Genomic DNA, 15005 nt, shown 5'->3' with positions numbered 1-15005 from the left:
TGGCCCGGGGTTATTTACCGTTAGTCAGGGTGCTGTAACTGGTCATCAGGTTGCGGTAGTCGGGGATGTGGTTGGAGAACAGCGTGCCCAGCCCTTCGATGTCGTTGCGCCAGTCGCGGTGCAGCTCGCAGGCCAGACCGAACCAGGTCATCAATTGCGCACCGGCCGTGGACATGCGGCTCCACGCCGATTCACGGGTCAGTTCGTTGAACGTACCGGATGCGTCAGTCACCACGAATACATCGAAGCCTTCTTCCAGCGCCGACAACGCAGGGAATGCCACGCAGACTTCGGTGACCACGCCGGCAATGATCAGCTGCTTCTTGCCGGTCGCCTTGATCGCCTTGACGAAATCTTCGTTATCCCAAGCGTTGATCTGCCCTGGGCGAGCGATATACGGCGCATCCGGGAACAGCGCTTTCAGCTCAGGCACCAGCGGGCCATTGGGGCCGGTTTCAAAACTGGTGGTGAGGATCGTCGGCAGCTTGAAGTACTTGGCCAGATCGGCCAGCGCCAGCACGTTGTTCTTGAACTTGTCCGGGTCGATATCGCGCACCAGCGACAGTAGCCCGGCCTGATGGTCGACCAGCAGCACCGCAGCGTTGTTCTTGTCCAGACGTTTGTATTGAGTGGTCATTGCAGTAATCCTCGCGGGTTGAAGAGGCCGGCCGGTGGTCGGCCTCAGGAGACTCGATCAGCGCTGGGAATCCAGCACTTCGTGTTCGTTCGCGACTTGCTGAGCCTTGAGGTAGCTCTCGATCAGCAATTGATAATGCGGCATGGCCTGGGCGTAGACGGCCGCCCACTGCTCGGCATCGGGACGGTTCCACGAGCCTTGCAGCTCGGAAAGCGTAGCCATGATGTCGATCGGCACCACCCCGGCCTGGGCCAAACGGGCGACGGTCAGATCAGTGGCCAGTTTCGAGTGATTACCGGACGCATCGACAACGGCGAACACCTTGTAGCCTTCATGCACGGCAGCGATGGACGGGAATGCCAGGCAAACGCTGGTCAACGTGCCGGCGATCACCAGGGTTTTCTTGCCGGTAGCTTTGACCGCCGCATGAAACTCAGGATTGTCCCAGGCATTGATTTCGCCTTTGCGCGCCACGTATTGCGCATGCGGCGCCGCTTCGTGAATCTCCGGAATCAGCGGCCCGTTCGGCCCTTGCGGCACGGAGGCCGTGGTGATGACCGGCATTTTCAGCAGGGTCGCGGCCTTGGCCAGCGCGATGGCATTGGCGCGCAGTTGCGGCACGTCCATGTCCTTGACGATCTGGAACAGACCGCTCTGGTGATCGATCAGCAGCATCGCTGCGTCGCTGGCATCAATGGTCGGTTTCTGGCCGTCGAAGTTCGCGGCATTGACTGTATTCATGTGCGTGTCCTCTTTTCTTTAGGCAACAGCCATCCCTGGCCTTCGAGCCGGCCTACGCGTCCTGTGTAGAGCGGAGTGGTTGTGCGTTAAGCGTGCATCTGGCCGAAGCGGCCGGACTGGAAGTCGGCGAAGGCCTGGTGAATTTCCTGCTCGGTGTTCATCACGAACGGGCCGTGGCCGACGATCGGTTCGTCGATCGGCTCGCCGCTGAGCAGCAACACCACCGCGTCCTGGCTGGCCTCGAGGGTCAGTTGATGACCGTCACGCTCGAACAGCGCCAACTGCCCTTCGCGCACCGCTTCCACACCGTTGACCTGCACCGAGCCTTTCAATACCACCAGCGCGGTGTTGCGGCCTTCGTGCAACTCCAGCGTCAGCAACTTGCCGGCGTTCAGGCGCAGATCCCATACGTCGATTGGCGTAAAGGTGCGCGACGGGCCGGTGTGGCCGTCGAACTCACCGGCGATCAGACGCAGGCGGCCGGCGTTGTCCTTGAGCGCGATGCTCGGGATGTCGCTGTCGAGAATTGTCTGGTAGCCCGGCGCAGCCATTTTGTCCTTGGCCGGCAGGTTGACCCACAACTGCACCATTTCCAGTTTGCCGCCGGTTTTGGCGAAATTTTCCGAATGAAACTCCTCGTGGAGGATCCCGGAAGCGGCGGTCATCCATTGCACATCGCCCGGGCCGATGACGCCGCCACTGCCGGTCGAATCGCGGTGCTGCACTTCGCCTTCATACACGATAGTCACGGTTTCGAAACCACGGTGCGGATGCTGACCAACGCCACGCCGTTCGGTGGTCGCGGTGAAATCGGCGGGACCTGCGTGATCGAGCAGCAGGAACGGGCTGATGTGTTTGCCCAGGTTGTCGTAGGAAAACAGCGTGCGAACCGGGAAACCATCGCCGACCCAATGGCCGCGCGGGCTGGTGTAGATACCGATGATGTTTTTCATGGTTGTCTCCAATGGGGGTGAGTGATGCGATGGATTAAGCTTAAATCCATGACCATTAATGCACTAGACTGCAAAAATCGGCCTTAGCGTTCTATCTGGAGAACGATGGTGGAAGACCTCAACACTCTCTATTACTTCACTCAAGTGGTCGAACACCACGGTTTCGCCGCTGCCGGGCGCGCGCTGGACATGCCCAAATCAAAACTCAGCCGGCGCATTGCCGAGTTGGAAGAACGCCTCGGCGTGCGCCTGCTGCACCGCACCAGCCGTCATTGCTCATTGACCGAGATCGGCCAGGCCTATTACCAGCGTTGCCTGGCCATGCGCATCGAAGCCGAGAGCGCCGCCGAGCTGATCGAACGCAACCGCTCCGAGCCGCAAGGGCTGGTGCGCCTGAGTTGCCCGACGGCGCTGCTCAACTCGTGGGTCGGGCCGATGCTCACGCGCTACATGCTCAAGTACCCGCTGGTGGAGTTGTTCATCGAAAGCACCAATCGCCGGGTCGACTTGCTTCATGAAGGGTTCGACATCGCGCTGCGCGTGCGTTTTCCGCCGCTGGAAAACACCGACATGGTCATGAAGGTGCTGGGCAACAGCACGCAATCGGTGGTCGGTAGCCCACAGTTTGTCGAACGCCTGTCGTCACCGCCCTCGCCCGCTGACCTCAATGGTTTGCCGAGCCTGCACTGGGGCGCAGCGCAGCGTGAATATCAGTGGGAGTTGCTGGGGCCGAATGACAACACGGCGCTGATTCGCCATACGCCACGGCTGGTCACCGATGATTTGATCGCGTTGCGTCAGGCGGTAATTGCCGGGGTTGGCGTGGCGCATTTGCCGAGCGTAGTCGTGCGAGAGGACATTGCCGCCGGGCGCGTCGTGGAGTTGGTTCCGGGCTGGGCACCGAAATGCGGGGTGGTGCATGCGATCTTTCCGTCGCGGCGCGGGTTGTTGCCGTCGGTGCGTACGCTGATTGATTTTCTCGGCGAGGAATTTGCGCACAGTGACATTGCCTGAATCGGTGGTGCGCCCTTCGCTGGCAAGCCAGCTCCCACAGGTTTCGGGGGTGTACACATCATTCATTCACATGCACAAATCTCTGTGGGAGCTGGCTTGCCAGCGATGGGGCCAGCCCAGACAACCCAAACGTCCCTTATGATTCATGACTTGCGGTCAACAGTGCTTTGCCCCACCAGCGGTTTTTCTCAACGATGCAGACGCGGATACTCCTGCCCATTCCCACTGCAACCCTTGGAGTCCTGCATGTCTGTTCCCGCTTTCGGCCTTGGTACGTTTCGTCTGCAAGGCCAGGTCGTCATTGACTCAGTGAGCACTGCCCTCGAACTCGGCTACCGGGTCATCGACACCGCGCAAATCTACGAAAACGAAGCCGATGTCGGCGAGGCCATCGCCGCCAGCGGCATCCCGCGTGAAGAGCTGTTCCTCACCAGCAAGATCTGGGTCGCCAACTTCGCCAAGGATCGCTTGATCGACAGCCTCAAGGACAGCCTGCAGAAATTGCAGACCGACTACCTCGACCTGACCTTGATTCACTGGCCGTCGCCGGAAAATCAGGTGCCGGTGGAAGAATTCATGGGCGCGCTGCTGGAGGCCAAGCGCCTGGGCCTGACCCGGCAGATCGGTGTGTCCAACTTCACCATCGATTTGATGAAGCAGGCGATTGCTGCGGTCGGTGCAGAAAACATCGCGACCAACCAGATCGAACTGCATCCGTACCTGCAGAACCGCAAAGTAGTTGAGTTCGCTCAGCGCCAGGGCATCCAAACCACGTCGTACATGACCCTCGCCTACGGTGAAGTGCTGAAAGACCCGCTGATCCAGCAGATCGCCGAACGTCTGCACGCCACCCCGGCGCAAGTGACCCTGGCGTGGGCGATGCAATCGGGTTACGCGGTGATTCCGTCGTCGACCAAACGCGCCAACCTGCAAAGCAACCTTGCCGCCACGGCGCTGACCTTGAGCGATACCGACATGGCGCTGATTGCCACGCTGGATCGCGGCCATCGCCTGACCAGCCCGAAAGGCATTGCGCCTACCTGGGATTGACTCGGCACCCGTCAGCTTTGCAGGCGTTGCGCGAGGCCGGCCATGGCCTCGCGCAACGCATCGCTCGACGTATCCAAAGGCGCCGCGTGCGCTTCGCGGCACGCCTGTTCAAGCTCGATACACGCCGCCACCACCCGCGCGGCCCCGACCATCTGCGCCCCACCCTTGATGTGATGAGCCAGTTCGCGAAGCCCTGCGCGATTCTGCTCTTGCTGCAACAGATCCAGACGTTGCAGATCGAGGTGCAAGCTGTTCAGCACCTCCTTGCGTAAATGCTCGATCAAGCCACGATCATTCCCGGCCATTTGCTCCAGGGTGCTCAGATCGATCTCCGCCAATGCTGGCGCCGCGCTGGAGGCCGCCGCGATGTCGCAATGACTGGCCGCCATCAATGCCTGCGCCAGATCGTGCAAGCGGATCGGTTTGAACAGGCACTCGTCCATGCCGGCCTTCAGGCAGCGCGTCCTTTCCTCGGCCTGCGCGTTGGCGGTAAAACCAAGAATCAGGCAAGGCTTGCGCCCGGCAATCGCTTCTTCTTCACGAATGGCCTGCGCCAGTTGATAACCGTTACGCCTCGGCATATTGCAATCGGTGATCACCACATCGAACGCTCGCGTACGCCAGCGCTCAAGACCTTCATCACCGTTTTCGGTGTCGACCGTGCGATGGCCGAGTTCACTCAACTGCCAGCACAGCAGCAGACGGTTCACCGGGTGATCGTCCACCACCAGCACACTCAGAGAACACGCAGCAGAAACGACGGCTTGCGGGGGTGCCGGGGTCTGAGCGAGGGCGGCCAACAGCGGCAGTTCAAGACTGACTTCGACTTGCGTTCCCTCGCCCGGCGCACTGTCGAGCCGCAGCGTGCCGCCCATCATTTCGCAGAGGCTGCGACTGATGACCAGGCCCAGCCCGGAACCGCTGCGTGCCGACTGCGAGTGATTGCTCGCCTGCACGAACGGGCTGAACAAGCGCCGCCGATCGTCGTGGCTGATCCCGACCCCGCTGTCCTCGATCCGCACTTTCACGGCCAGTGTTTCTGTTACCGCTGCGCTCACCACCAGCCGCAGACTGACCTCGCCTTCTTCAGTGAACTTGATCGCATTGCTCAGCAGATTCGACAGCACTTGCTTGAACCGCGTCGGATCAATCAGCACATCAACGTTGCTGCGGGGATCCAGTTCGATGTGCCACAGCAAGCGCTTCTGCCGCGCCAGCCCTTCAAACACCCGACACACTGACCCCACCAGTTCGCGCAGGTTGGCGCGTTCGGGCGCGAGGGACAAGTGCCCGGACTCGATCCGTGCGATGTCGAGAATGTCGCCGATCAAGGCCAGCAATTGTTGCCCGGCATTGGACGCTACCTGAATCGCCAAGCGATCGGTCACGCCTTCTTCTGCGCGCTTGAGGGCCAGTTCGAGCATGCCGATCAAGGCATTCATCGGTGTGCGGATTTCGTGGCTCATGGTCGCCAGAAAGGTAGTTTTCGCCCGATTCGCATCGTCTGCTGCGTCCTTGGCTTCCTGCAATTGCTGCAACCATTGCTGGCGTCGGCGGATCTGCTGGCGCTGAAAAACGATCCAGGCCAGCGCGAGTGCCAGCAAGACCGCCGCACCGGCGAACCCCAGGAGAATCTCGCGGCGATGTTGTAACCAGTAACTGCCATCCACCACCACATCGTGGCTCCAGCGTTCAACCAGTTCGTCCATCTGTTGCGGGGCGATGCTCAACAGCGCCTTGTTCAGGATCGAATGCAGTGCCGGCATTTGCGGGGATGTCGCCAGCGCAATGCGCGCCGGTTGGTCACCGACCGTGCCGGTGATGCGCAGACGTTCGCGGTAATGGCGCGCGATCAGAAAGCGCGCCACCAACAGCGAGCTCACCGTGGCGTCGACTTGACCTTTGGCAATCAATGCCATGCCCTCCGCGGGACTTTTGACCTCGACCAGACGCAGATGCGGCACGCGGCCCAATAGATAACTGCGCAAAGGATGGCCGCGATAAATGGCCAGCCGTTTGCCGGCCAGGTCATCAAGATTGAGTGGCCCCTGAACAGTGATCGCACTGACCAGCACAAACGGATTGTTCAGGTAGGCGCGGGTAAATTGCAGTTCGATTTCACGCTCGCTGCTCGGCGTCACCACCGGCAACACATCCAGCTCCCCGGCCTTGAGCTGTTCGATCTGACGATCCAGCGATGCCCCGCGCACGATCTCGAAGTTCAACCCGCTGCGCTGGCTGATCAAACTCAGCAACTGCGCGGACAACCCGCTGAAGCGGCCGTCGGCATCAAAAAACGTCAGCGGCGCAAAATCGTCGATGGCACCGACCCTCACCCGTGGATGCTGGTCCAGCCAGGCCTGCTCACTGGCACTGAGTTGCACCCGTGATTGTTCAGCCATCTCGGCAAGGCCAACGCTCCAGCGCTGCTCGATGCGTTGGCGATGCTCCATGGGAATGGCGGCCAGCACCTTGTCGACGATGCGCTTGAGGCGTACATCGCTGCGCAACAAGGCAAAAGCGAACGAATTGGCGTCCAGCCCCGACGGGCCGGCTAATTGCAGGTCGTTGCGATAATTGGTGTTGATCAGATAGTTGGCACTGATGAAGTCGCCCAGATACACATCATCCGCGCCGAAGGCCACCGCACCGAGCGCATCCATTGCCGAAGGGTAACGCTGCACACTGGCATAGGGATAAAACCCCTGCACATTCGCCAGCGGCAAATAGTCCTCGACCATGGCCACGCGCTTGCCGGCAAGATCTGCCGGCAGCTTTTCATCGAGGCGAGTCACCAGCATCGGTTGATCTTCGGCGTAAGCGCGGGACAGGATGAAATCCGGGTCGGCGGCTTCAAAATTGTTCGAGGTTCCCAGCAGATCGAGGTCACCACGCTTGAGTGCCGCCATCACCGCATCGCGGTTGGCAAAGCGCCGGACTTCAATGCGTATGCCGAGCAACTGCGCCAACAGATCAGCGTAATCGGCGGTGAGCCCTTCGAGTTCCTGTTGATTGCGGGTGATCTCGAACGGTGGGTAATCCGGACCGGAAATACCCATGCGCAGCACCGGGTGCTGACGCAGCCACTGGCGGTCCTGCTTGTCCAGTCGCAGCTGGACGTTTGCCAGGCCGGTACGGGTCAATACCTGCAGCACCTGCGGCGCGTCACCCGCCCAACTACTGGCGATCAGGCTCAACCACAGGCAGACAATCCAGCATCCGTGCCTCATGTGCGCTTGCTCAGATCACATGATTGCGCTTGGCGAACTCGCGCAAGAGCACCAATGAGTACACCCCTAGTTTTTTCATCAGACGGGTTTTATAGGTGCTGACGGTTTTGTGGCTCAGGTGCATGTCCGCGGCAATCGCCTTGTTCGATTTGCCCCGCGCCAGTTGCTCGAAAATGCTCAGTTCACGATCGGAAAGCTGATCGACCATCTGCTTTTCCGTAGTCTGCACCGCGTTCAACACACTGAGGTTTTCCGGCATCGAGGAAAAATAGGTGTAGCCCGACATCAGCGCCTGAATGGCTTTGTGCAGATGGTGCAACTGATTGGTTTTGGTCACATAGCCCATGGCCCCGGCACGCAGACAGCGCTCCTGATAAAACAGAGGGTCGTGAGAACTGAAGATCAGAACCCGGCAACGAGGATCATTGGCCTTGATGCGTGCCAGCACCTCCAGCCCGTCGAGTGCCGGTAAACGCAGGTCGAGTATCACCAGTTGCGGCTTGTGTTCACGAAAGAGCGACAGCACCTCGTTGCCGCTGGACGCCTCGTATATCTGCTTGAATCCTTCGGCTTGCAATACGATCCGGATGGCGGCGCACACCACTGGATGATCGTCGACGATCAGCGCTGACTTCATGGCCACTCCCAGTACAAAGTCTGACGAACAGGCCACCGATTGGGGCTGCTCCGGACTCAGTGGCTGCGCAGGGACTGTTACACGTAACGGCGCGCAAATCACCTGTCAGATCTGACAGGTGCAGGAAGTGCTTTTCTATGCATGCGCAGCGCTCTGCACCAACGGATTTACCCTGGGGGCTGATAACGTCTGTGCCCGTGCCGGAGCGTCGACCAGCGCCATCAACTGCTCGATCAACTGTTTTGATGGCAGTGACAAATGGCTGATCTGTACATTTTCCTGAGCGAAGCCGGAAGCCAGCTGCAACGGCGCCGTTTGCTCGTTGTAGATCAACGCCTGACGAACCTGCGGGTTATCGAGGAAAAAACCCAGCAGATCCAGTGAGCCTGCAGCGAGTTCGGCGTTGATGACCACCACATCGAAGGGCTCGCAACCGTAGTCCACCAGAGTCAGCAGCTCGGTAAGGTTCTGCACCGGAGCAATGCGGTAATAATTGAGGCCATTGAACAGTCGCTCGATTTTCATCCGGTGAAAATGCTGAGGGTCTGCGATCAGAATGCGCAGGGCTTTATTGATCATGATCGATCTCCCGGGGTCACGGTTTCTGGGTGCGGCAAGACTACGCAAGCTGCGTGGCGGGTTCTGTAGGAATAATCCGAAAAAAAAGGTTACTCATCCGAGTCATGCCCATCACTGTGCTGTCGCCAGGTCAGCGATCAAAGGGCCGAGTGTCTGCCGATCCGGTATACGGATCAGGGTCAAATAGCGTCGATCAGCGCTGTATATCGCCTGCGCGCCTGCCTCGCCGCGACGTTTGTCGTAAATAACGGCATGACGAATCTGCAGGTTGCATTGAAAAAAACGCAAAGGATCGTCTCCACCTACCGCTATCAGCTCAGCGTTGATGATCAGCAGGTCATAGTGCTCAAACGGATCGGACGAGTAATGCGTCGTACCCAGCAGCTCACGAAACGAATACACCGACGCGTACCCGCGATAGCCGAGTTCGTCGAGGCATTTGCCGATTCGCACATGCAGCGACCGTTGCTCGTCGGCAATAAGGATTCGCCAGCGTTTGTAGGACATTGTCTTTCACAGCCCAGGAAAATCACGCTCATCACGTGAATGACAAGGCTAAGCAAAAGGAGCCGTGACGCCTGTAGGACGAATCTTAAAAATGAATGGAGAACAGCCGAGAGCAAGCAAAAAAGCCAAACCCGGTATGACCGGATGTGGCGGTGCTACTGAAAGGACGAGCGCGGGTCATTCGGTGGGACTCGGACTCCAGAACGCCTGCACCACCCGCGCCGACGTGGAAATTCGCGCAACCAGTGCGTCGAGTTCATCACCATCGACCGACGTCGTCGCCAGCGTCGCTTCAATCTCGATTTCATCGGCGCCAAACGCATGCACATCAACATCACTGGCCGGGTAGTTGCTGCGCTCCAGTTCGGCTTCGAGCAAGGCGAACACGGCGGTTTGCTGTGAGCGTCGGGCGATGACATAGACGATGTTGGTGACTTCCGCCGAGACCACGTCCAGTGGCTGACGGTTGATGTTGTTGACGATCGGCCGCAGCAAAGTGTTGGCGGCGAGGATGAACAGCGTGCCGAGCACGGCTTCGGCAAGCAGATCGGCACCGGCACAGGCGCCCACCGCCGCCGAAGTCCACAGGGTCGCGGCGGTATTGAGACCGCGCACGTTGCCCTCTTCGCGCATGATCACCCCGGCGCCGAGAAAACCGATGCCGGAGACCACGTAGGCAACCACGCGCCCCGCGCCCTCCGCGCCGGCGCGACGGGTGGCCATGTCGACGAAAATCGCCGCGCCGACGGCGACCAGCACATTGGTGCGCAGACCGGCGGTGCGTTGCCGGTACTGGCGCTCGAAGCCGATCAGACCACCGAGGATGAACGCGGCGCTGAGGCTGACGAGGGTGTCGAGCAGCGAATCGAGGTTGAGGTTGTTGATGGCTTGCATGATGAAATCCTTGAGAACACAAATTCCCCCTGTGGGAGCGAGCCTGCTCGCGAAAGCGGAGTGTCAGCCACTACAGCTGTGGCTGAAAAAACGCCTTCGCGAGCAGGCTCGCTCCCACAGGGGAACGGTGTTGGCCGTGCGGTTATTGCCAGCCGAACCGGCGGATGTAGAAGCCTTTCACCGCCTGGGTCAGCGCCATGTACGCCAGCAGGATCACCGGCAGGAACACGAAGTACAGCGACGGCAGCGCCTGCAATTTGAAGTAGTGCGCCAGCGGCCCCATCGGCAGGAAGATGCCGACCGCCATGATGATCCCGGTCATCACCAGCAGCGGCATCGCTGCACGGCTTTGCAGGAACGGAATCTTCGGCGTGCGGATCATGTGCACGATCAGCGTCTGGGTCAGCAACCCGACCACGAACCAGCCGGACTGAAACAGGGTCTGGTGATCCGGGGTATTGGCATCGAATACGTACCACATCAAGGCGAACGTGGTGATGTCAAAGATCGAACTGATCGGGCCGAAGAACAGCATGAAGCGCCCGACGTCGCCCGGCTGCCAGCGTTGTGGTTTTTTCAGCATCTCCTCATCGACGTTATCGAACGGAATGGCGATCTGCGAAATGTCGTAGAGCAGGTTCTGCACCAGCAGGTGCATCGGCAGCATCGGCAGGAACGGAATGAACGCACTGGCGACCAGCACCGAGAACACGTTGCCGAAGTTGGAGCTGGCGGTCATCTTGATGTACTTGAGCATGTTGGCGAAGGTGCGCCGCCCTTCGAGCACGCCCTCCTCCAGCACCATCAGGCTCTTTTCGAGGAGGATGATGTCCGCCGCTTCCTTGGCGATGTCCACCGCGCTGTCCACGGAAATGCCGATGTCGGCGGTGCGCAGTGCGGGTGCGTCGTTGATGCCGTCACCCATGAACCCGACTACGTGACCGTTGCCTTTGAGGATGCGCACGATGCGTTCCTTGTGCGACGGCGTCAGTTTGGCGAAGACGTTGGTGGTCTCTACGGCCACGGCCAGTTCGGCATCGCTCATGCGTTCAACGTCGTTACCCAGGAGCAAGCCCTGCTGAGCGAGACCGACTTCGCGGCAGATCTTTGCGGTTACCAGCTCGTTGTCGCCGGTCAGCACTTTCACTGCCACGCCATGTTCGGCCAGGGCCTTGAGCGCTGGCGCGGTGCTTTCCTTCGGTGGATCGAGGAACGCCACGTAACCGATCAGCGTCAGTTCCTGTTCATCCGCCAGGCTGTAAATTTCGCGACCTGCGGGCATCGAGCGGGCGGCCACCGCCACCACGCGCAAGCCTTCAGCGTTGAATGCTGCGGTGACCTGACGAATCCGGGTCAGCAATTCATCGCTCAAGGCTTCATCGACCTCGCCATGACGTACGCGGCTGCACACCGCCAAGACTTCTTCCACGGCACCTTTGCAGATCAGTTGATGTGGCTGGCCACGCCCTTCGACCACCACCGACATGCGCCGACGATTGAAGTCGAACGGGATCTCGTCGACCTTGCGAAATGCCGTGCCGACTTTCAGTTCACGGTGGACTTCCACGTGTTCCAGTACAGCGACATCGAGCAGGTTTTTCAGGCCGGTCTGGTAGTAGCTGTTGAGGTAAGCCATTTCCAGCACGTCGTCGGAATCGGCGCCCCAGACATCGACATTGCGCGCCAGGAAGATCTTGTCCTGGGTCAGCGTGCCGGTCTTGTCGGTGCACAGCACGTCCATGGCGCCGAAGTTCTGGATTGCGTCGAGACGTTTGACGATGACTTTTTTGCGCGACAGAAACACCGCGCCTTTGGCCAGCGTCGAGGTGACGATCATCGGCAGCATTTCCGGGGTCAGGCCGACGGCAACCGACAACGCGAACAGCAGCGCTTCGGTCCAGTCACCCTTGGTGAAACCATTGATGAACAGCACCAGCGGCGCCATGACGAACATGAAACGGATCAACAGCCAGCTGACTTTGTTGACACCTTGCTGGAACGAAGTCACTGCGCGATCGGTTGCGCCAACCCGCTGCGCCAACGCGCCAAAATAGGTGCTGTTGCCGGTGGTGAGAATCACCGCCACCGCCGTACCCGACACGACGTTGGTGCCCATGAACAGGATGTTGTCCAGCTCCAGCGGATTGCGTGTATCGCGATCAGCCTGACGCGAAAACTTCTCTACCGGCATCGATTCTCCGGTCATCGCCGCTTGGCTGACGAACAGATCCTTGGCGCTGAGCACCCGGCAATCGGCAGGAATCATGTCACCGGCCGAGAGCACGATCAGATCGCCCGGCACCAATTGCTTGATCGGCAATTCGCTGCGCGGCGCGTCACGGCGCATCACCGTGGCGGTGTTGCTGACCATGGCTTTCAGCGCATCGGCGGCCTGGTTGGATTTGCTTTCCTGCCAGAAGCGCAGCAGCGTCGACAGCACCACCATGGAGAAAATCACCACGGCGGCCTTGAGGTCTTCGGTCAGCCACGAGACCACTGCCAACAGGGTCAGCAGCAGGTTGAACGGGTTCTTGTAGCAGTGCCACAGGTGAATCCACCAAGGCAGCGGCTGCTCGTGCTCGACTTCGTTGAGGCCGTATTGCGCACGCAGCGCATCGACTTCGAAATCGGTAAGCCCATCGGAGTGGGTGCCGAGTGACGACAGTAAACCAGCGGTGTCGCAATGCGCGGCATCGACCAGGGTGTTGGCCAGAGTGGGTGGGACTTCACGGCTGACCGTGGTGTCGTTGATCGATTCCAGCAGCGCCAGACGACGGAAATGCCGGGCGATGTGGCGGGTCCGCAGAAAACCTGCGAAGAATTCCTTGAGCGTAAGTTTCATGGCTGTTGCCCCTATGGTCAGCCGGGAAACCGTCAAGCAGGTACGGCCGCGCCTCGTGCGCCGGAAAAACCGGCACGGCAAGGCCTGGCGCGCCGGTCAGAAAAGACAGGCGTGTCGATAGGGCTGCGATCACGACAATAAAGTCGCAATCACGCTCTGTTCAGCGTCGATGAGAAGGAACGTCCAGACATGGCCCAGGACGGGTCATGCACGGGATGCCGCTGCTCGCTTTACGGCGAGACAACGGCAGAGAAAGGCTGCGCGTTATCTTGCCGAGAATCTGCCGGTTACCGAGACCGGCCGACAACTGTCACTCGAACAAGTACCCACTGTGGGTCTCCGCTATTGATGAAAACGCGCGAAGCTTACGCCCCGATGATTGGAGAGTAAACCCGCAAAAGGCCGTGTGTCGGGGAATGTGGGGGATGTTCAGGAAGGGTTCAGGATGATCGTTCCCACGCTCTGCGTGGGAATGCAGCCCAGGACGCTCCGCGTCCCTATCGAAGGCCGAACGCGGAGCGTCCGTAGAGGCATTCCCACGCAGAGCGTGGGAACGATCTGGTTCAGGCGCAGCAGATTCAGCTGGCCGTCGCCAACAGCAGATCCGCCATCGAACGATGCCCACGATGCTTGCCATGCTCATACAAAGAACCGGCAATCTCGTCCGCGCGGATCGGCAACACCGACAGCAACGTGTCGCTCAGACCATGGCTGGCCTGGCAGAAGCCCTGCATGTAGATGCCGGCCTTGCAGCGCTCGTCGGTGATCAGTTTGTAGTTGCGATCAACCTCGAAGTCGCCCAGGTACTCTTCCAGCGGTGCCAGCAGTTTGCGGTGCATCTGCCGCTCGTAGCCGGTGGCCAGAACCACAGCGTCGTAATTGCGCACGGTGACTTCGCCGGTGGCGTTGTTGCGCACGGCCAACGCGATACCGTTTTCGGTAGCGGTAGCGCTCTCGACGGTGGTCAGCGTGCGGAACGCGTGACGGGCAATCCCGGAAACCTTCTGACGATAGAAGATGCCGTAGATGCGCTCGATCAGGTCGATGTCGACCACCGAATAGTTGGTGTTGTGGTACTCGTTGACCAAGCGCTCACGCTCGGCGCTGTTCTGCTGGAACACCAGGTCGGTGAATTCCGGCGAGAACACTTCGTTGACGAACGGGCTGTCGTCCGCAGGCTTCAACGCCGAGCCGCGCAGGATCATGTCGACCTGCACCGACGGGAACGAATCGTTCAGATCGATAAAGGCTTCGGCCGCGCTCTGCCCACCACCGATGATCGCAATGCTCATCGGCTGGTTGTTCACGCACGGCTGCTTGGCCATCTGCGACAGATACTGCGAGTGGTGGAACACGCGAGTGTCGCCCTTCAGCGCCTTGAACGCCTCGGGAATACGCGGCGTGCCGCCGGCGCTGACCACCACCGAGCGGGTCGTGCGCACATGTTGCAGGCCGTCGCTGCCACGGGAAATAACCCGCAATGCTTCAACCTGATGGTTGTGCAGCACCGGCTCGATGGTCAGCACTTCTTCGCCGTAACGGCTCTGCTCGGTGAACTGCCCGGCGACCCAGCGCAGGTAATCGTTGTACTCCATGCGGCATGGGTAAAAGGTGCCGAGGTTGATGAAGTCGACCAGACGCCCGTGGTACTTGAGGTAATTGACGAACGAATACGGGCTGGTCGGATTACGCAGGGTCACCAGATCCTTGAGGAAGGAAATCTGCAACTCGCTTTGCGTCGACAGGGTATTGCCGTGCCAGCTGTAGTTGGCCTGCTTGTCGAGGAACAGCACATCCAGCTCACCCTGGATCGGGCCGCGCTCTTGCAGAGCGATGGCCAGCGCCAGGTTCGAAGGGCCGAAACCGACGCCGATCAGGTCGTGAACGATGGGCGATGCAATTGCCTGTGTCATTTCCAGTG

The 15005-nt window shown here is 59.9% G+C and carries 12 protein-coding genes; 2 read left to right on the top strand and 10 right to left on the bottom strand.

The window, feature by feature from the left end; genetic code table 11:
* Positions 1-10: 10 nt before the first annotated feature.
* The 3 genes from ycaC to AK821_RS11950 all read right to left on the bottom strand — a co-directional run bounded on the left by ycaC (position 11) and on the right by AK821_RS11950 (position 2331).
* Positions 11-637: an isochorismate family cysteine hydrolase YcaC gene (gene ycaC, locus AK821_RS11960; RefSeq protein WP_064389827.1), complete on the bottom strand. Its 627-nt coding sequence runs from the start codon at positions 635-637 to the stop codon at positions 11-13.
* A 57-nt stretch (positions 638-694) separates the two neighbouring features.
* Positions 695-1378, bottom strand: coding sequence for an isochorismatase family protein (locus AK821_RS11955; protein WP_064116839.1), 684 nt, complete (start codon positions 1376-1378; stop codon positions 695-697).
* Positions 1379-1464: 86 nt separating this feature from the next.
* Complete coding sequence (locus AK821_RS11950; RefSeq protein ID WP_064389826.1) at positions 1465-2331, bottom strand: pirin family protein; 867 nt, start codon at positions 2329-2331, stop codon at positions 1465-1467.
* A 105-nt stretch (positions 2332-2436) separates the two neighbouring features.
* Between AK821_RS11950 and AK821_RS11945 the strand changes: the two genes are divergently transcribed.
* Positions 2437-3345: a LysR substrate-binding domain-containing protein gene (locus tag AK821_RS11945; RefSeq protein ID WP_064389825.1), complete on the top strand. Its 909-nt coding sequence runs from the start codon at positions 2437-2439 to the stop codon at positions 3343-3345.
* Positions 3346-3591: 246 nt separating this feature from the next.
* Positions 3592-4395: a 2,5-didehydrogluconate reductase DkgB gene (gene dkgB / locus AK821_RS11940; protein WP_064389824.1), complete on the top strand. Its 804-nt coding sequence runs from the start codon at positions 3592-3594 to the stop codon at positions 4393-4395.
* Between the two features lie 11 nt (positions 4396-4406).
* Here dkgB and AK821_RS11935 read toward each other — a convergent pair whose 3' ends face one another.
* The 7 genes from AK821_RS11935 to AK821_RS11905 all read right to left on the bottom strand — a co-directional run bounded on the left by AK821_RS11935 (position 4407) and on the right by AK821_RS11905 (position 14997).
* Positions 4407-7625, bottom strand: a complete 3219-nt coding sequence (locus AK821_RS11935; protein ID WP_064389823.1) for a transporter substrate-binding domain-containing protein — start codon at positions 7623-7625, stop codon at positions 4407-4409.
* Positions 7626-7635: 10 nt separating this feature from the next.
* Complete coding sequence (locus AK821_RS11930; RefSeq protein ID WP_064389822.1) at positions 7636-8262, bottom strand: response regulator transcription factor; 627 nt, start codon at positions 8260-8262, stop codon at positions 7636-7638.
* 135 nt (positions 8263-8397) lie between these two features.
* Positions 8398-8841, bottom strand: a complete 444-nt coding sequence (locus AK821_RS11925; protein WP_064389821.1) for a chemotaxis protein CheY — start codon at positions 8839-8841, stop codon at positions 8398-8400.
* Positions 8842-8952: 111 nt separating this feature from the next.
* The gene (locus AK821_RS11920) at positions 8953-9348 is read right to left on the bottom strand and encodes a hypothetical protein (protein ID WP_064389820.1); all 396 of its coding nucleotides are present in this window, start codon (positions 9346-9348) and stop codon (positions 8953-8955) included.
* Between the two features lie 177 nt (positions 9349-9525).
* Positions 9526-10242, bottom strand: coding sequence for an MgtC/SapB family protein (locus tag AK821_RS11915; RefSeq protein WP_064389819.1), 717 nt, complete (start codon positions 10240-10242; stop codon positions 9526-9528).
* 142 nt (positions 10243-10384) lie between these two features.
* Positions 10385-13084, bottom strand: a complete 2700-nt coding sequence (gene mgtA / locus AK821_RS11910; protein WP_064389818.1) for a magnesium-translocating P-type ATPase — start codon at positions 13082-13084, stop codon at positions 10385-10387.
* Positions 13085-13662: 578 nt separating this feature from the next.
* A complete protein-coding gene (locus tag AK821_RS11905) occupies positions 13663-14997 on the bottom strand; it encodes a lysine N(6)-hydroxylase/L-ornithine N(5)-oxygenase family protein (RefSeq protein ID WP_064389817.1) in 1335 nt (444 codons plus the stop codon).
* Positions 14998-15005: the final 8 nt, after the last annotated feature.

This window comes from Pseudomonas sp. RIT-PI-r (genome assembly GCF_001297015.1).
Lineage (GTDB): Bacteria > Pseudomonadota > Gammaproteobacteria > Pseudomonadales > Pseudomonadaceae > Aquipseudomonas.
Note: the sequence above shows the minus strand (reverse complement) of the source record. Positions and strands in the feature narration are given on the sequence as shown.

Coding starts and splice junctions, on each gene's coding strand:
- AK821_RS11930 (WP_064389822.1), bottom strand. CDS start 8,262: ATGAAGTCAGCGCTGATCGTCGACGATCATCCAGTGGTGTGCGCCGCC.
- ycaC (WP_064389827.1), bottom strand. CDS start 637: ATGACCACTCAATACAAACGTCTGGACAAGAACAACGCTGCGGTGCTG.
- AK821_RS11945 (WP_064389825.1), top strand. CDS start 2,437: ATGGTGGAAGACCTCAACACTCTCTATTACTTCACTCAAGTGGTCGAA.
- dkgB (WP_064389824.1), top strand. CDS start 3,592: ATGTCTGTTCCCGCTTTCGGCCTTGGTACGTTTCGTCTGCAAGGCCAG.
- AK821_RS11955 (WP_064116839.1), bottom strand. CDS start 1,378: ATGAATACAGTCAATGCCGCGAACTTCGACGGCCAGAAACCGACCATT.
- mgtA (WP_064389818.1), bottom strand. CDS start 13,084: ATGAAACTTACGCTCAAGGAATTCTTCGCAGGTTTTCTGCGGACCCGC.
- AK821_RS11950 (WP_064389826.1), bottom strand. CDS start 2,331: ATGAAAAACATCATCGGTATCTACACCAGCCCGCGCGGCCATTGGGTC.
- AK821_RS11920 (WP_064389820.1), bottom strand. CDS start 9,348: ATGTCCTACAAACGCTGGCGAATCCTTATTGCCGACGAGCAACGGTCG.
- AK821_RS11935 (WP_064389823.1), bottom strand. CDS start 7,625: ATGAGGCACGGATGCTGGATTGTCTGCCTGTGGTTGAGCCTGATCGCC.
- AK821_RS11905 (WP_064389817.1), bottom strand. CDS start 14,997: ATGACACAGGCAATTGCATCGCCCATCGTTCACGACCTGATCGGCGTC.
- AK821_RS11925 (WP_064389821.1), bottom strand. CDS start 8,841: ATGATCAATAAAGCCCTGCGCATTCTGATCGCAGACCCTCAGCATTTT.
- AK821_RS11915 (WP_064389819.1), bottom strand. CDS start 10,242: ATGCAAGCCATCAACAACCTCAACCTCGATTCGCTGCTCGACACCCTC.